A 17,742-nucleotide genomic window follows, 5' to 3' on the forward strand; every position below is an offset into this window, starting at 1 on the left:
GTTTTAGCCGCTTTCCACTTCGGTTGAGAGCGGCTGAACGCGCGGCGACGGGCACAGAAAACTGGCCCACAGCGTCAACAGCCCGTACAGCGCCACCGGCAGTAAAAAGCTATACCGCAGCGTCACCCCGTCAATCAACACGCCCTGCAACCACGGCAGCACCGCGCCGCCTATTCCTGCCATAATCGCCAGCGCCGACGCCAGCCCGGCCTGATCCCTTGCGTCTTTCAACAACTGGCTAAAAATCACCGGGTAGAGAATGGCGTTCGCTAAGCCGGTTATCAGCAACAAATAGCCGCCGTGGGCGTTATTGAGGATCACTGCCGCCAGCACCAGCAGCATGGCGCTACAGGTCATGCACAGTGTCGCCATCCGCACGCTGATACGATGTGCCAGGCCGCTAAACACGAAGCGTCCGACCAACGCCCCGCCCCAGTAAATCGCCATCAACGACATCGCCTGGTCGATGCGCTTACCGCCGGTTTGTACCCACCAATTGGCGGTACTGGTCGCCAGCGACACCTCAACGCCCACGTAAATGAACAATGCCAGGATATGAAAAACCATCCGCTTGCGCTGAAACAGCGCGCGGAAACTCGGCGTCGCCACGCGCACCGTGACATCGGGCAAGCGGCTGGCTTTGCCCAGCACGATAATCAGTCCCGCAAACAGCGCCAGCGCCGCCCAAAGCCAGCGCAGCGGCTCCTGATGCAGCGTGCTGTTAAGCGGGAAGTTCGCCAGCAGGACGGCGACGGCTAACGGCGCAAGCGTGGTGCCGAGCGAATTGAGCGCCGAGGCCAGCGACAGTTGGCTGACCTGGCGTTCCGGCCCGCTGACCGCCGCCAGATAGGGGTTAGTCACCACCTGTAACGCCGCGACGCCTGATGCCATCACAAATACCGCGCACTGGCTCAGGCGAAACTGATAAATCGCCAGGCCGAACGCCAGTAATACCGCCCCCGCCGCCGTTAACAGTAACGCGCTATACAGCATGCGCCGATAGCCCATCCGGGATAACAGCCATCCGCAGGGTAAACAGGTCAAAAACGGCGCCAGGTAAAACAGCGTGTTCATGCTGATGGCCTGTTGCCAGGTTAACTGGAAATAATCTAAAAAATAGAGCGGTAAGGTACTATTGATTGCGGTTATGGTTCCCCATAAAAAGAAAACCAGAATTAACACCCCTGTCGTCTTCGCCATGTGAGGTTATTTCCTTTAAGCGTTATGCCTCGCCGCCCCGTATTGTGATAAAGTTTTGAGGATTATCGGGAGCGCCTAATGGACATCCAAAATTTATTTCGTGATATTAAATTCACCCGCACCGAATTACTGGTACTGAATTACATTCAGGAAAACCCTGAGTTATGCCTGAAAGAAGGGGTGCGCAGCGTGGCAGAAAAATGTTACAGCAACCCCTCAACCTTAGTCCGGCTGGCTAAAAAGCTAAAATTTAGCGGCTGGCTGGAAATGGTTTATTTCATCAAATTCAATATTACAATGCCGCGCCGGGATGTTACCAATGATGTCGACTTTATGAACATCCAGCCCGCCGAGTCGCTTGATATGCTGCTTCAGGGCCTGAAACACGAAAAAATCCTTATCCACGGCAGCGGATTTTCTCAGCTTATCGCCCAGTATATTTATAATAAGTTTCTGGTTACCGGCGTGAATGCCAGCCTGGCGCTGTGGCCCGATTATGAGATCCTCGAACAAAAGACCGCGGCTAAATTCGACTCCATCTGGATAATATCCAAATCCGGGCGCAGCAGCTCGGCATTAAACTGGCTCAAAGCGCTGGAAAATAAAAATATCAATATCGTCTGTTTTACCGGGGATTATCAAAGCCCGCTGGCAACCCAGGCAGATACCGCGTTTATTATCCACGACCCGCAAAAGTACGATGATGATATTTACTGGTCCAATCCGTTTTTCGGTTACTGTATTTTAGGTTTTGAACATTTGTTGAAGCTGTGGTTTAACCGGCAAAATAAAGGGGCTTAACGCCCCTTTATTATCAGGCCTTGTTCGGTTCATCGATGTAGGCATGAACCAGTTTTTCCGCCAGACTCCAGGAGCCGATCAGCGGATGCGCCATTAGCGCCCGCACCGCCAGGCTGCGATCGCCGGTAAGGATCGCTTCCACACCCAGCCGCTCGTACTCCTTCACGCAGGCAATCATATTCTTCTGCGCCTGCGGCACATGGGCTGGCGTGACCGGTTTTAACCCGTCTTTGCTCAGGTCGCAGCTAATTTCAATCACATCATCCGGGCGCAGGAAGTCGAGAGTGCCGTTATTCGGGATCGACACCACGATGCGTTTGGTATCCTGGCTGTTGACCGCTTCGAGGATGTCCAGCGCCACGCCTGCATAGCCGCCGGTATCCGGTTCTTCAATGAACTGTTGCAGCGTAAGCGGTTCCCTGGTGTGGAATTTTTCCTGCTGCGACTCATTTTGCATGTAGCTGTTTTCACGGCGTAAATAGTGGCGCATCCACACGCTAAAGGCGCGTTGCGGTTCGGCTTTGACATTAATACCGGACAACTCTTCACGCATTTCCCTGTTGATGCGGGCGATCTGTTCACCACGCGTCTCGCCAGACGCCTGAATCGCCGCCAGCGCTTCTTCTTTGTAGTAGTAGTAATAGAGATATTCGTTCAGCAACTGGTTGTCGCACAGACGCACCAGCTCCGGCGAGAAATATTGCATCGCGGTACGGGCATACAACTCCGGCATGTTGACCAGTTTTTCAGTCACCGATTCGCCGTTTACCGTGATGTTGGTGAACCATGAGAAATGGTTCAGGCCGTAGCATTCCACGCGCAGATCGCGCTCTTCACAGCCCAGCAGCGCCGGTAGCTCGCGGATCAGTTCCGAGGGCGCATCGCAAATCCCGTAAACGCGGCGCTTAAAACCGGACTTCACAATCGCTTCCGTCACCAGCCCTGACGGGTTGGTAAAGTTAAACAGGATCGCGTCATTGGCCGCGTGCTCTTCAATCAGATGGCAGTAGTCCAGGATTGCAGGCACCGAACGCAGCGCCATAGCAAAGCCGCCTGCGCCGGTAGTTTCCTGGCCTAAAGTATTAAAGTTCAATGCGATACGCTCATCGCGAATGCGGCTTTCATCGCCGCCGACCCGCAGCGTGGTGATGATGTAATTAGCGTCTTTCAGCGCCACCAGCGGGTCATGCGTCAGTTTGAAATCAATATCCGGGCGAATGGTGGTAAACACATAGCGCGCCAGTTCGCCGAACAACGCCAGATTCTCTTCAGAGCTGTCCAGGAAAACGACTTCTTTAAGATTGATGCGATGAGCATTGAACGCCAGGGATTTGGCTAAAAATGCCGAACGAACGCCGCCGCCACCTAATACTGCTAGTTTCATACGTTACTCCCGGTTGGTGTTTGCGCGAGCCAGACGTCCACTCGTGAGCGGATCTGCCCTACTCTCACGCCATAAATTACCTGTACTTCATTATTATTTCGCACGACGCCGTTGGCCCCGGTTGATTTAAGGGTTGCGTCATTGACCTGCGTTATATCTTTTACTTCCACGCGTAAACGCGTGAAGCAGTTATCTACGGAGAGAATATTTTCCCGGCCACCCAGACCTTTAATAATCTCATCGGTCATATCTTTATTTTTTTGTTTATTCTTCGCCTGGTAATCCTGCTTGCTGTACAGCTTCACTTCGTCGTCATCTTCACGGCCCGGAGTTTTCAGATTCAGTTTCACCACCAGGGTGCGGAATATGACGTAATAGGCGGCGAATTGCCCGATGCCGATCACGATATATAAAGGCCAGCGGGTTAATGCCACCGGTAGCGGCAGGTTATAAATCACAAATTCAATTAACCCGGACGCACCCCACGGACGGACGCTAAACAGATCGCAGATCGCCTGGGATGCCGCCGTTAATGTGGCGTGGATCACCCACAGCAGCGGAGAGACAAACAAGAAGGTGAATTCAATCGGCTCGGTAATGCCGGTTAAAATTGAGGTAATAATCGCCGGCAATAAAATCGCCTTCGCCATCATCTTTTTCGCCGGACTGGCGGTGTGATAGAACGCCAGCGCCGCGCCGGAGAGACCGAAGATTGTGGTCATTCCCTGCTGGGAAAAGCGCAGCGCGTCGTTCATCATCGGCGTTAAATCCGGGTGGCGCATATAGGCCAGGAAAATCGCCTGAGTGCCGGAGACCGTCTGCCCGTCCACCGTGAGGGTGCCGCCAATCTGGGTTAACTGGAATGGCGACCAGACAAAGTGATGCAGCCCGGTCGGGATCAGGAATTTCTCGAAGAAACCATAGACGAACACGCCCGCCACACCGGCGTTTTTCATAAAGCCGGTCAGCGCGGTAATGCCGTGGGTCATTACCGGCCAGATGGTGGTGAAGGCGATAGCGTAAAGCAGTACCACGGGGGTCATGGCAATCAGGGTTAATTTCGCCCCGCCGTACATAGAGAGCGCGCCGGGTAATTCAATCTGTGACACTTTATTGTGAACCCACGCGATGGTGCAGCCCAGAATAATGCCGAGGAATACCCCCATATCCACCACCACAAAACCCAGCAACCGCGTTTGCCCGGTGCCGTAATATTCGCCGTTGATGGTGTCCGCGACCCGATGGGTTAATTCCAGCCACGAATGGTTAGCGCCCAAAAACATAATAAAACACATCACCGCCACCAGGGCGACTTCGGTTTTTTTATCTTTCGCGAGGCCGTAACTGATCCCCACGCAAAATAATAAACCTAAATTTCCAAACAGCGGCCAGAAGGTATCGCCTAATAGCTGGCCGATATTATGAATAACACTATTATCAGGAATTAGAGAGGGATTGGTTAATACCGAACTGAGTGCGAGAATTAAACCGATTACCGGTAAAAATAATACTGCCCCGATCATCGCTCTGGAAAACTTTTGCATATTTTCCACGGTGCGTTGCCGAATTTCAGACATGGGATGTCCTTACGCTTTTGTTAGGGTAGAGGTGCGTTTTTTTATTGCTTTCAGTAGAAGAGTTATAACAAGCGTGGCGTGAGAATGAAACCTGTACCGGTTAAATAGGTACAAACCGACAGGAAATGCACACCAGTTTCGAAATCGGGGCAAAAAAAAGCTTCCTCACACGGGATGTGCGAGGAAGCAGAATGATTATTGCAGCGAGTTAACCACGGCGGAATAGGCCTGATTAAACGCCTGATGCTGCGCAGCCAGCGGCCCAATCAACTGATTGTATTGGCTTGCCTGCTGCGAGGTCGGGAACTGGATCCCGTTCGCTACAAAGCTCACCTGAGTACCCTGCTGGCCGATGAAATCGCCCACCTGCACCAGTTGCTGGGTAAAGGTCTGCGCCGCCGGGATCAGTGGTTGCAGCGCATTGGCCGGGTTAGTCACGACTTTTTCGTATGCTTTGTCATAAACCGGTTTTAAATCATCCGCTTGTTTAAGCGAAGATTTAGAGCTGTCGGCCTGCATTTTTGCGTTCTGCAACTGCTGGCTCAGCACGCCCAGCGAGCCGTTAGCCTGGCGCAGCGGGTTGCTTTGGGTCATGTAATCCTGCGGAACGCGGATGGCGTTGACGCTATCGACCACCGGACGAATACCGGCATCCATAGCCTGATTAACCTGTTGGGAATAACCATAAATAATGGCGTAATCCGAGACAAACGGCCCGAATTGCTTTTTCTGATCCGCCGTCAGCGTCGGCAAACGTTCGCCGCTGCGCATCACCGTATTTTGCAGAAAATCGATAAACGCTTTGCGTTGATCGCCCTCTTTATCGAAGCAACCGCTCAGGCTGACCACCATCAGTAACGCCGCCAAAGGCGCAAACCAGCGAGAGCAGGACTTACCTGTCGCCATCTTTAAACTCCTTCACCCAAAAATACGCACACGACAACCCGTATGCCTTCAACGTTGACAAGGATAGTGCAGTCACGCCCCGCATGATACCCCCATAACACAAACTCTTTGCCCGCTGCTTCATGGCGGTGCGCTGTTGGGTGTCGTGTTGCACCGTGATGACGCAGCAGTTTTTATGCCACCGTGAGCGCGAAATCACGCAGCCTATTGTACCGCAACAGTTTTTTAACGATTTACCGAAACTGGCATTCATCTTGCTCTGCTGACTATGCAGGGGGGACAGGCGGTACGCCGCCGTCGCCAGACAATCTGGAAATGGATCGCTAGGGTTCCGGTCGCAAGACGCTGGTCCGAGAGCGATCGACCGCCCTCTGGCGGTTACACGGCGGGACAAAAGCCCGGGAGGATACGCGACTGGTTCGCGCCCTCCTGCTTATTCCGTCAACGTCAGAGGAACCATCATGCTTAAAGCCCGCCATAAAGGAATTCTGCTCGCCGCGCTGGTCCTGTTTAGCGCCACCGCCGCTGCGGCAAAACCCGCCTTCAAACTCTGCTGGTCGATTTATGCCGGATGGATGCCCTGGGACTACGCCCAACAGGGCGGCATCATCAAAAAATGGGCCGACAAATACAACATTGATATCCAGTTTGTGCAGGTCAACGACTATATCGAATCCGTGAACCAGTACACCACAGGCGGATTCGACGGCTGCACCATGACCAATATGGATGCGCTGACCCTGCCCGCCAGCGGCGGCGTGGACTCCACCGCGCTGATTATCGGCGACTACTCCAACGGCAACGACGGCATCCTGGCCAAATCCGCCGATAGCGTCGCGGCGCTGAAAGGCCAGCCGGTCAATCTGGTGGAGCTTTCCGTTTCTCACTATCTGCTGGCGCGGGCGCTGGAAACCGCGGGCCTGAGCGAAAAAGATATCAAGGTGGTCAATACGGCGGATGCGGATCTGGTGTCTGCCTTCACCACGCCGGACGTTAAAACCATCGTCACCTGGAACCCCTTGCTGGCTGAAGCGCAAAAACAGCCGGGCGCGAAAACCCTGTTCACCTCGGCGCAAATCCCCGGCGAAATCCTCGACCTGCTGGTGGTTAACACCGCCACGCTGAAAAAACACCCGGAGCTGGGCAAAGCGCTGACCGGCGCGTGGTTTGAAACCCTGAAAACCCTACAGGGCGACGGCGAAACCGCCAAAGCGGCGCGTACTCAAATGGGCGAAGCGGCGGGCACCACGCTGGAAGGTTTCGATGCACAACTGGCCGCCACCCACCTGTTCACCACGCCGCAGCTGGCGCTGGCTTTCACCAGCAGCCCGCAATTGAAAACAACTATGCAGAAAGTCGCGGAGTTCTCGTTTTCCCACGGCCTACTGGGCGAAGCCGCGCCGTCCGCCGACGTGGTGGGCATTGAAACGCCTGCGGGCGTCTGGGGCGACAGCCAGAACGTCAAATTACGTTTTAGCGACCAGTTTGTCCGCCTCGCGGCCAATAACCAACTGTAATCACGGAGGCGTCCCATGCGCAAAATCATCAACCTTCAACCGCAGCCGATGAGCCGGGTGCTGCTGGGCGCCCTTCCGCTACTGGCGATGCTGTTTGTCTATCTAATCGCCTCCGACGCGCGACTGGCCGCCAACAGCGCCGATAAACTGCTGCCCGGTTTTGACGCCATGTTCAGCGCCATTGACCGGATGGCGTTTACCCCCAGCCCGCGCAGTGGGGAATATCTGCTGTGGACCGATACTGCCGCTAGCCTGCTGCGTCTGCTGAGCGGCGCGGTGCTCAGCGCGGCTATCGCCCTGACCTTCGGCCTGTTTTGCGGCGCATTGCCTGCGGTACGCGCCTTTTTGTCCCCGCTGATCACCACCCTGGCGCTGATCCCACCGCTGGCCATTCTGCCGATTTTGTTTATCTGCTTTGGCCTGGGGGAAGTGTCGAAAGTGGTGCTGATCGTGATTGGCATTACGCCGTTTATCATCCGCGATTTGCAGCTTCAGGCGATGGCCATTCCTCACGAACAGTTGATCAAAGCTCAGACGCTGGGCGGGCACAGCGGGCAAATCCTGTGGCGGGTGTTTCTGCCGCAGCTATTGCCGCGCCTGATTGATGCCGTACGCCTGTCGCTGTGCTCGGCGTGGCTGTTTTTGATTGCTGCGGAAGCCATTGCCGCCACTGAAGGGCTGGGTTATCGCATCTTCCTGATGCGCCGCTACATGGCGATGGACGTGATTTTGCCCTACGTCGCCTGGATAACCCTGCTCGCCTTCGCCCTCGATTTGCTGCTGCGGGTCGTGAACCGCCGTTGTTTCCCCTGGTACTACGCCCGTTAAGGAGCCGCTATGCCTTTATTAGAACTGAAAAACGTCGGGAAAGAGTACGACAAGCAGGTGGTACTGGAGCGGCTGAACGTCAGCGTTGAAGAGGGAGAATTTGTCACCATCGTCGGCGCGTCCGGCTGCGGTAAAACTACCTTCCTGAAAATGCTGCTCGGCACCGAATCCCCGTCCAAAGGGACCTTTTTGCTCGACGGCCAGCCGCTGGCCCAGGAGCCCGACGCCCAGCGCGGCATCGTGTTCCAACGCTACTCGGTATTCCCGCATCTGACCGTGATTGAAAACGTGATGCTGGCGGAAGAGTTTAGCCAGGCGCGATGGTTAGGCCGCGTCTGGGGCCGCAAACGCGCCGCTATCCGCGAACAGGCGCGCGTGATGCTGAAGCAGGTCGGGCTGCTGGGCGCGCAGGATAAATACCCGCATCAGCTCTCCGGCGGGATGCAGCAGCGCCTGGCGCTAGCGCAGGCGCTGATGAAACAGCCGCGCATTTTGCTGCTCGACGAGCCGTTCGGCGCGCTGGACCCTGGCATCCGCGCAGAGATGCACGTGCTGATTAGCTCGCTGTGGGAACGCCACAAGCTGACCATTTTTATGATCACTCACGATTTGAAAGAGGGATTTTCGCTGGGTTCGCGGCTGTGGGTATTCGACAAAGTGCGCCACGACCCGCAGGCACCAGAAGCGTACGGCGCGAGCATCACTTACGACATTCCACTGGATCGTAAACCCGCAGGCAGCGTGACGCCGCTGTTCCCTGACGCCCAGTATCCCCTCACCGAACAGCCCGCCGCGCTGTTTGGCCATTAACAAGGAGCCATGATGAACGCTTATCAAACCGAATTACCAGCGGGCAGCCACTGGTCGCTGATGATGCGCCAGGGCACCGCCCTGACCCTGACCGACCTGGCGGGCGGGGTAAACGCAGGCGTGCTGTTTTATAACCCGGAAAACTTGCTGGAGCGCTATAACGCGCCCGATACCCTGAAATGCCAGCACACCTTTCGGCTGACGGCGGGCCACTGTCTTTACTCGGATATGGGACGGATTTTTTGCGGTATCGAACAGGACAGCTTCGGCTGGCATGAGTCGGTCTGCGGCACCGCCAACGCTGCGCTGACTGAAAAACAATTCGGCGCGCGTGATTACCAGCAGGCGCGTAACGATCGCCACCAGAATGGCTACGACAGTTTTCTGGTGGAACTGGCGAAATACGGCCTCGGCAAACGCGATATGGCAGCCTGCCTGAACCTGTTCGCCCACGTCGCCGCTAACGATGACGGCAAGCTGGAACTGGTGCGCCAGGGCGCAGCGGGCGCGAGCGTCACTCTGCGTTTCGCGATGGATACGCTGGTCGTCTTACACACTTGCCCACATCCGTTAAGCCACGCGATGGCGTATCCGCGCCCGCCACTGGGCATCCGCCTCGACGGCGAACGTAAGCCCCTTCCCGCTCACTGCCTCGAACGTGCCGAAAACCAGCGCGGGCTGCGCAACAACCATCTTTATCATCTGAGTGAAGGAGCCTGCTCATGCTGACCGAAAGCGCGCGCAACCCGGCGGACGCGGCGTACCACGCCACCGTCAAGGCCGGGGATTACTGGCTGTATAACATCACTGAAGGGCAAACCCTGCGCATTACCGATCTGGAAGGCAATCAGGCGGCGGATACGTTGTTTTTCAATGCCGATGACATCGCGGAACGCTACAGCATGTCGGACACGATACGCGGCCAGGGCAACGTGTTTTTGACCACCGGCACGGTACTGCGCTCCAGCGACGACCGCCCAATGCTGGAGATCGTCGCCGATACCTGTGGCCGCCACGATACCCTGGGCGGCGCCTGCGCCACCGAAAGCAACACCGTGCGCTACGACCTGGAAAAGCGCCATATGCACGCCTGCCGCGACTCGTGGATGCTGGCGATTGCCGAACACCCGGCGTTCGGCCTGACGCGCCGCGATATCACCCACAACATCAATTTCTTTATGAATGTACCGGTGACTCAGGATGGCGGGCTGTGTTTTGCCGATGGCATCTCCGCACCGGGGAAATACGTCGAAATGGTCGCCAAAATGAACGTTCTGGTATTGATCTCCAACTGCCCACAGCTCAACAACCCCTGCAACGGGTATAACCCGACGCCCATCGCCGTCACGGTGTGGTGATCCGGCGCTGCGGGACGGCCCGCAACTCAGCGCTATCAATAACGCAGGACGACCTGCCCGCCGGAGAGCCGGTTATGTTAACTCGAATTCTTATCGCCAACCGTGGCGCGATTGCGGTGCGCATCATCCGCACCCTGAAGCAAATGGGCATCACCGCCATTGCCGTGTATGCCGAAGCGGATAAACACGCCGAGCACGTTCGCCAGGCGGATGTTGCCGTGTCGCTGGGTGACGGCAACGTCCGGGAAACCTATCTCAATCAGGACAAATTGTTCGCCATCATGCACGAAAACGGCGCACAGGCGGTGCATCCGGGTTACGGATTTTTAAGCGAAAACGCCAGCTTTGTTGAGCGCTGCGAGCGTGAAGGCGTGGTGTTTCTCGGCCCGACGACCGAACAAATGGCGGCCTTTGGCCTGAAGCACCGGGCCCGTGAGCTGGCGGAGCAAAACCAGGTGCCGCTATTACCCGGCAGCAGCCTGCTGACCACGCCGGAAGCCGCGCAGGAAGCGGCAGAGAAAATCGGTTATCCGGTGATGCTGAAAAGTACGGCGGGCGGTGGCGGCATAGGGATGCAGCGCTGCAACGATGCGGCGGCGCTCAACGAGGCTTTTACCCGCGTCAAACGTCTGGCAGGCAACAATTTCGCCGACGATGGCGTTTTTTTAGAGAAATTTATCGCCCGGGCGCGGCATATCGAAGTTCAGGTCTTCGGCGACGGCAGCGGCAACGTTATCGCGCTGGGCGAACGCGACTGCTCGGCCCAGCGGCGTAATCAGAAAGTCATTGAAGAAACCCCAGCGCCGCGCCTCTCTGACGTCAACCGTCGTGCACTGCACGACACCGCGATCCGCCTGTGCCAGGCGGTAAATTATCGCAGCGCCGGCACCGTGGAATACGTCTACGACGATGTGTCTGAGCAGTTCTGGTTTCTGGAAGTGAATACCCGCTTGCAGGTGGAGCACGGCGTCACCGAGATGGTCTACGGCGTGGATATTGTCCGTTGGATGGTCGAGTTAGGCGCACAAACGCTGCCTGCGCTGGCTTCTTTAGCGACTACGCCGCAGGGCCACGCTATTCAGGTGCGTCTGTATGCCGAGGATCCGGCGAAAAATTTCCAGCCGGTGGCCGGATTGCTCAGCGAAGTGATTTTCCCGGAACGGGTGGAATCGGCGCAACTGCGCATCGATAGCTGGATTTCCGGCGGCTGCGAGGTCTCGGCGATTTACGATCCGATGCTGGCGAAAGTCATCGTCCATGCCGATAGCCGTACACAGGCGTTAGCAGCGCTGCAAAGCGCGCTGGATCACACCCGGCTTTACGGCATCGAAACCAACCTGAAGTGGCTGCGCCATTTGCTGACCCTGCCACAGGTTCAGCAAGGCAAGGTGATTACCGCCACCTTAGGCGAAGTCTGCTGGCAACCCGCCACCCTGGATGTGCTGAGCGGCGGCACGATGACCACGATTCAGGATTTACCGGGGCGCGTGGGCTACTGGGACGTTGGTGTTCCGCCCTCCGGCCCGTTCGACAGCCTGGCGTTTGAGCGGGGCAATCAGTTGTTGCAGAACCCACGCGACGCCGCCGGACTGGAAATCACCCTGCGCGGGCCGATGCTGCGCGTTAACCAGGATTGCTCTATCGCGCTGACCGGCGCGGATATTGACGCCACGCTTGACGATGCGCCCATCGCCATGCGCCAGGTGATTAGCGTTCTGGCAGGCCAGACCCTCAAACTCGGCGCGGTACAGGGCGCAGGCTGTCGCAGCTATCTGCTGATTGCCGGTGGGCTGGATTGCCCGCATTATCTGGGCAGCCGCAGTACCTTTACGCTGGGGAAATTCGGCGGCCATGCCGGACGGGCGCTGCGCGCGGGCGATGTTATTCACCTCGCCGCACCGGAAATCCGCCCTGACGCCACGCTGCCCGCCGATGCCTGGCCGATTATCTCCAGCCACTGGCAGTTGCGAGTAATTTACGGCCCGCATGGTGCGCCGGAATTCTTTACCGACAAGGATATAGCAGAATTTTTTGCGGCCCGCTGGCAGGTGCATTACAACTCCAGCCGCACCGGCATCCGTCTGATAGGCCCAAAACCCACCTGGGCGCGCCCGGACGGCGGCGAGGCGGGAATGCATCCATCCAACATCCACGATAACGCCTACGCCTTCGGCACGGTGGATTTTACCGGCGATATGCCGGTTATCCTGGGTCCGGATGGCCCGTCGCTGGGCGGTTTTGTCTGCCCGGCCACGGTCATTCATCAGGATTTGTGGAAGCTGGGCCAGTTAAAAGCGGGGGATACGATTTCGTTCGCGCCGGTCACGCTGGAAGAGGCTGACAGCACCCAGCAAACCGCCAGCGCATCGGGTGACGTTGCGCTCGATGCCCTGCCATCGCCAATTTTATGGCGCGATGATGCCCGTAACGGTATGCCTGCGATAACCGTTCGGGCGGCAGGCGACCGTTTTCTGCTGGTGGAATATGGCGAGCAGCGCCTGGATATCGCCCTACGCTTTCGGGTGCATGCGCTGATGCAACAGATCGACGCGATGGCGATCGCCGGAAGACTGGAGATGACGCCGGGGATCCGCTCCTTACAGATCCATTTCGATCCGATGCAATGCCCGCGCGATACATTGATCGCACTTATCAGGGATGCCGATCTCCAGTTGCGGGATCTGCGTAACGCCAGCGTGCCGTCGCGCACCGTCTGGCTGCCGCTCAGCTGGGACGACGCCGCCTGCCGCGAGGCGATTACTCGCTACACCCAATCGGTACGTCCCGGTGCGCCGTGGTGCCCGAGTAATATCGAATTTATCCGCCGAATCAACGGGCTGGATAGCGTCGAGCAGGTTAAAGAGATTGTGTTTGACGCCTCGTACCTGGTGATGGGTTTAGGTGATGTGTATCTTGGCGCGCCAGTCGCCACGCCCATCGATCCGCGCCATCGACTGGTGACCACCAAATACAACCCGGCGCGAACCTGGACGGCGGAAAACTCGGTAGGCATCGGGGGTGCCTATTTATGCGTCTATGGAATGGAAGGGCCCGGCGGCTATCAGTTTGTGGGGCGTACCCTTCAGATGTGGAATCGCGACCGTAGAACGGACGCCTTTACCCAGCCGTGGCTGCTGCGCTTTTTCGACCAGATCCGCTTTTATCCGGTCAGCCATGAGGAATTAATAACACTGCGCGAGCGCTTCCCGTGGGGCGACCATCCCTTGCGTATCGAACAGGGCGAGTTCAGCCTGAGCGACTGGCGACAGATGCTGGAGCAGGACGCAGCAGATATTGCCGCTTTCCAGGATAAGCGCCAGAAAGCCTTTGATGAGGAACTGGCCCGCTGGCGTGCTGATGGCCAGTTCACTTTTGAAAGTGAACTGGAATCGCAGAATGACAGCGATGAGGCTATTCCTGAAAGCTGTTGCGGCGTCGAAAGCCTGGTAGCAGGCAGCGTGTGGCAATGGCTGGTGAAACCGGGAGAACAGGTTGCGGAAGGTCAATTGATCGGAATTCTCGAATCCATGAAAATGGAGATCCCGATTACCGCGCCGGTTGCCGGAACGATCCGCACTTTCCAGCGCCAGCAGGGAAATCAGGTGCAGGCGGGGCAATTATTAATGGTGATTGAACGCGCTGCGTAAGCGCCGAGCCTGTCGGTGATCCTCCCGGCAGGCTTGATCGAGACCCCGGAGAGGATATACCCATTATTTCTACCTAAAGATATAAATTTTCTTAAACTTAATTGCTGTTATTTATGAGCAGGTTACCCTGGAAACTGCCGCAATTTACCGCTTAAAAAAATCTAATCGCGCGATTAATCACCAACGCAACCATCCCTGATTGTATTTAGGGACTATTCTTAATGTGCTTCTTAGCGTTCACGATCCCGCAGTGTGATTTATGAGGAGTTCTCAATGGAATATAAAGATCCAATGGTTGAGTTGCTCAGCAGCCTTGAGCAGATTGTTTTTAAAGATGATTCACAAAAAGTGACCCTGACCCATAAACCGTCTGCTTTTTCCGAGTTTGAGCAACTGCGAAAGAGTACCGGTTTGAAAATTGATGACCTGGCCCGGGTGATGGGCGTGAGTGTTGCCATGGTGCATGAATGGGAATCAAAACGCGTAAAACCCTCCAGCACCGAACTGAAGCTGATGCGCCTGATTCAGGCGAACCCGATGCTCAGTAAGCAGTTGATGGAATAATTTTATTGCTCTGTATCCTTTAGGTTTTCCTGGTCGTGACAACCCCCGTATAAGACGGGGGTTGTGTGTTTTAAGGGTAAGCGCGGGTGCCTTCAGGCCCCATCTTTCCAGTTGACTGAAATGCGGGAGATCACTCCCCCGCATCGCAATTACCTCCCTGCTTCGTAAGCAAGGACCGCCCGTAATTCGCTGTTTTGTTCTTTAAGCGTGAATTCACATAAACGATCTTTCACCATCCAGATAAAACAAAGCAGCGTTACGCATGCGACTAATACACAAAGAAATGTGTATTTATACTTTACAGGCATAATTGCCTCCTTCGGTTGAAGGGGCTACAATCCAACTGTCTAGGTGGGATTGCGGCCCCGTTAATTAAATGGATTTAATGACGGGGCTTTCGTCTACCTAACCATTGCGTCATGCTCCAGCTAAATAGCCTTGAGCACCCGAGCGTTATAGTAATGATTTTTATATCGCAGATAATTAACGGAACCGTTAATAACGCCGGTGTTTTAGATAAATAAAATAGTTTTCAGATAATAGCTGAAAGGATGTTCAGGAATAAGTTTGGGTGCCTTCAGGCCCAACCCACCAGTTGACTGAAATGCGGGAGATTTCTCCCCCGCATTGCTTTACCTCCCTGCTTCGCAGGCAAGCACTGCCCGTAATTCACTGTTTTGCTGTTTAATGCTGAATTCACAAAGGCGATCCTGCACTATCCAGATAAAACAGAGAAGGGTTACACATATGACTAATACACTTAAAAATGTGTATTTATGCTTTACAGGCATAATTGCCTCCTTCGTTGGAAGGGGCTACAATCATACTGTTTGGTTGTGATTGTGGCCCCGTTAATTAAATGGATTTAATTACGGGGCTTTTGTCTACCTAACCATTGCGTCATGCTCCGGCTAAATAGCCTTGAGCACCCGATAGTGATAATACTGATGTTTCTCTTGCGTATAATTAGCAGAACCATTAACAGAACGGCTATTTTTAATAAATGCACTTCTTTTAAGATAACGTCAAAAATAAAAACCCGCCATCAATAGCGGGTTTTTATTTATTACAGCAACCGTTACTGCAGCAGTGAAATATCCGCTACCTGCAGGAACAACTCGCGCAGCTTAGACAACAGCGTCAGGCGGTTAACGCGCAGTTCCTGATCCTCTGCCATCACCATTACTTTATCGAAGAACGCATCGACCGGCGCGCGCAGGGCGGCCAGTTCAACCAGCGCCTGCTGGTATTCGCCCTTCGCAAAGGCAGGTTCCAGCTTGTCGCGCAGGATAACTAACTGACGCGCCAGTTCGAGTTCTTCCGGCTCTTTTAAGACTGAAGCGCGCACATGGTCATGCAGCGTTTCGGTGGATTTAGCCAGAATATTCGATACGCGCTTGTTGGCTGCCGCCAGCGCTGAAGCCGCTTCCAGGGTACGGAAATGTGATACCGCCTTCATGCGGGCATCGAAATCCGCCGGTTTGGTCGGGCGACGTGCCAACACCGCCTGGATGGTATCCACGCTGTGGCCTTCTTCCTGATACCAGGCGCGGAAACGGCCCAGCATAAAGTCGATGACATCATCTACCACGTTAGCGTTGGACAGCTTGCTGCCATACAAACGCACCGCTTCTTCGGTCAGGGTTTGCAGATCGAGCGGCAGGTTTTTCTCAACAATAATGCGCAGCACACCGAGCGCGGCACGGCGCAGCGCAAACGGGTCTTTATCGCCTTTCGGATGCTGGCCAATGCCGAAAATACCCGCCAGGGTATCCATCTTGTCGGCAATCGCCACCGCACAGGCCACCGGGTTAGACGGCAGGTCGTCGCCCGCGAAACGCGGCTGGTACTGCTCGTTCAGCGCCACGGCAACGTCTTCCGCTTCGCCGTCATGACGGGCATAGTGCATCCCCATCACGCCCTGGGTGTCGGTAAACTCGAACACCATGTTGGTCATCAGGTCGCATTTTGACAGCAAGCCCGCACGCGTTGCATGATTCACATCCGCGCCGATCTGCCCGGCAATCCAACCGGCAAGCGCCTGGATACGGTCGGTTTTATCGCGCAGCGTGCCCAACTGCTGCTGGAATAACACGGTTTCCAGACGCGGCAGATGGTCTTCAAGACGTTTTTTACGATCGGTATTAAAGAAGAACTCCGCATCCGCCAGACGCGGGCGCACCACCTTCTCGTTACCGGAAATGATCTGCTGCGGATCTTTGGATTCGATATTCGCCACAAAGATGAAGTTAGGCAGCAGTTTCCCGTTATTGTCGTACACCGGGAAGTACTTCTGGTCGCCTTTCATGGTGTAAACCAGCGCTTCTGCCGGTACCGCCAGAAATTTCTCTTCAAATTTGGCGGTCAGCACCACCGGCCATTCCACCAGCGAGGTGACTTCTTCCAGCAGGCTTTCGCTCAGATCGGCATTGCCGCCAATTTTGCGCGCCGCATCTTCCGCGTCGGCCTTGATTCTGGCTTTGCGCTGTTCGTAATCAGCGATGACTTTACCGCGCTCCAGCAGGATTTCCGGGTACTGGTCAGCGCGTTCAATGGTGAATTCTGGCTCACCCATAAAGCGGTGGCCACGGATCACGCGATCGGACTGAATACCCAGGATATTTGCCGGGATCAGTTTGTCATCAAGCAGCAGCGTAACGGTATGCACCGGACGCACAAAATGAACGTCTGAAGCGCCCCAACGCATCAGTTTTGGAATCGGCAATTTTGCCAGCGCGACGCTGATCATGCCGGGCAGCAGCGCTTCAACGCTTTCGCCTTTGACATGGGCGCGGTACAGCAGCCATTCGCCTTTATCCGTGGTTAAACGCTCGGCCTGATCGACGGTAATACCGCAGCCGCGCGCCCAACCCTCCGCCGCTTTGCTCGGTTTGCCTTCGGCATCAAAGGCCTGGGCGATGGCCGGGCCACGTTTTTCAACTTCGCGATCCGGCTGAGACTCCGCCAGGTTAGCAATTTTCAATGCCAGACGACGCGGCGCAGCGAACCACTTAACGTCGCCGTGGGCGATATTAGCCGCATCGAGTTCAGCAGTAACATTCGCAGCGAAGGATTCCGCCAGGCTGCGCAGGGCTTTTGGTGGCAGCTCTTCAGTGCCGATCTCCACCAGAAAAGTTTTTTCAGACATGG

The 17,742-nt window shown here is 55.6% G+C and carries 15 protein-coding genes and 1 riboswitch; of the genes, 8 read left to right on the top strand and 7 right to left on the bottom strand.

From position 1 onward, the window contains the following. Nucleotides 1-3: 3 nt before the first annotated feature. On the bottom strand, nt 4-1,200 hold the full coding sequence (locus RT120_RS13220) for an MFS transporter (protein WP_312983151.1): 1,197 nt from the start codon (nt 1,198-1,200) through the stop codon (nt 4-6). A gap of 78 nt (nt 1,201-1,278) precedes the next feature. On the opposite strand from RT120_RS13220, the gene RT120_RS13225 reads away from it, so the two are divergent. Then, on the top strand, nt 1,279-2,001 hold the full coding sequence (locus RT120_RS13225; protein ID WP_312983153.1) for a MurR/RpiR family transcriptional regulator: 723 nt from the start codon (nt 1,279-1,281) through the stop codon (nt 1,999-2,001). 13 nt (nt 2,002-2,014) lie between these two features. Here RT120_RS13225 and RT120_RS13230 read toward each other — a convergent pair whose 3' ends face one another. From RT120_RS13230 to RT120_RS13240, 3 genes are all read right to left on the bottom strand, one after another. Then, the gene (locus RT120_RS13230; RefSeq protein ID WP_312983155.1) at nt 2,015-3,385 is read right to left on the bottom strand and encodes a glycoside hydrolase; all 1,371 of its coding nucleotides are present in this window, start codon (nt 3,383-3,385) and stop codon (nt 2,015-2,017) included. Next, on the bottom strand, nt 3,382-4,962 hold the full coding sequence (locus RT120_RS13235; RefSeq protein ID WP_312983157.1) for a PTS transporter subunit EIIC: 1,581 nt from the start codon (nt 4,960-4,962) through the stop codon (nt 3,382-3,384). Before RT120_RS13235 ends, RT120_RS13230 begins: the two co-directional genes overlap by 4 nt. A 195-nt stretch (nt 4,963-5,157) precedes the next feature. Beyond that, nucleotides 5,158-5,868 (bottom strand): DUF3053 domain-containing protein, encoded by a 711-nt coding sequence (locus RT120_RS13240; RefSeq protein ID WP_312983159.1) that lies wholly within the window; start codon nt 5,866-5,868, stop codon nt 5,158-5,160. A gap of 312 nt (nt 5,869-6,180) precedes the next feature. After that, a riboswitch (guanidine-I (ykkC/yxkD leader) is annotated at nt 6,181-6,275 on the top strand. Nucleotides 6,276-6,329: 54 nt separating this feature from the next. On the opposite strand from RT120_RS13240, the gene RT120_RS13245 reads away from it, so the two are divergent. From RT120_RS13245 to RT120_RS13275, 7 genes are all read left to right on the top strand, one after another. Continuing rightward, the gene (locus RT120_RS13245) at nt 6,330-7,385 is read left to right on the top strand and encodes a putative urea ABC transporter substrate-binding protein (protein ID WP_312983161.1); all 1,056 of its coding nucleotides are present in this window, start codon (nt 6,330-6,332) and stop codon (nt 7,383-7,385) included. A 15-nt stretch (nt 7,386-7,400) separates the two neighbouring features. After that, complete coding sequence (locus RT120_RS13250) at nt 7,401-8,213, top strand: ABC transporter permease subunit (protein ID WP_312983163.1); 813 nt, start codon at nt 7,401-7,403, stop codon at nt 8,211-8,213. Nucleotides 8,214-8,222: 9 nt separating this feature from the next. Beyond that, nucleotides 8,223-9,023 (top strand): ABC transporter ATP-binding protein, encoded by an 801-nt coding sequence (locus RT120_RS13255; RefSeq protein ID WP_312983165.1) that lies wholly within the window; start codon nt 8,223-8,225, stop codon nt 9,021-9,023. A gap of 9 nt (nt 9,024-9,032) precedes the next feature. Then, nucleotides 9,033-9,752 carry an urea amidolyase associated protein UAAP1 gene (locus RT120_RS13260; protein ID WP_312983167.1) on the top strand — a complete coding sequence of 240 codons (720 nt, stop codon included), beginning with the start codon at nt 9,033-9,035 and terminating at the stop codon, nt 9,750-9,752. Continuing rightward, nucleotides 9,746-10,381 (top strand): urea amidolyase associated protein UAAP2, encoded by a 636-nt coding sequence (locus RT120_RS13265; RefSeq protein ID WP_312983169.1) that lies wholly within the window; start codon nt 9,746-9,748, stop codon nt 10,379-10,381. The genes RT120_RS13260 and RT120_RS13265 overlap by 7 nt, the downstream gene beginning before the upstream one ends. Nucleotides 10,382-10,455: 74 nt before the next feature. Then, entirely contained in the window at nt 10,456-14,028 is a 3,573-nt protein-coding gene (gene uca, locus RT120_RS13270) for an urea carboxylase (RefSeq protein ID WP_312983171.1), read from the top strand. A gap of 273 nt (nt 14,029-14,301) precedes the next feature. Continuing rightward, complete coding sequence (locus RT120_RS13275) at nt 14,302-14,592, top strand: HTH-type transcriptional regulator (RefSeq protein ID WP_312983173.1); 291 nt, start codon at nt 14,302-14,304, stop codon at nt 14,590-14,592. A 149-nt stretch (nt 14,593-14,741) separates the two neighbouring features. Here RT120_RS13275 and RT120_RS13280 read toward each other — a convergent pair whose 3' ends face one another. From RT120_RS13280 to glyS, 3 genes are all read right to left on the bottom strand, one after another. Beyond that, nucleotides 14,742-14,900 (bottom strand): Hok/Gef family protein, encoded by a 159-nt coding sequence (locus RT120_RS13280; protein ID WP_312983175.1) that lies wholly within the window; start codon nt 14,898-14,900, stop codon nt 14,742-14,744. Nucleotides 14,901-15,224: 324 nt separating this feature from the next. Continuing rightward, a complete protein-coding gene (locus RT120_RS13285; RefSeq protein WP_312983176.1) occupies nt 15,225-15,383 on the bottom strand; it encodes a Hok/Gef family protein in 159 nt (52 codons plus the stop codon). Between the two features lie 287 nt (nt 15,384-15,670). Beyond that, a complete protein-coding gene (glyS, locus tag RT120_RS13290) occupies nt 15,671-17,740 on the bottom strand; it encodes a glycine--tRNA ligase subunit beta (protein WP_312983178.1) in 2,070 nt (689 codons plus the stop codon). Nucleotides 17,741-17,742: the final 2 nt, after the last annotated feature.

It is taken from the genome of Atlantibacter sp., assembly GCF_032062175.1.
Lineage (GTDB): Bacteria > Pseudomonadota > Gammaproteobacteria > Enterobacterales > Enterobacteriaceae > Atlantibacter.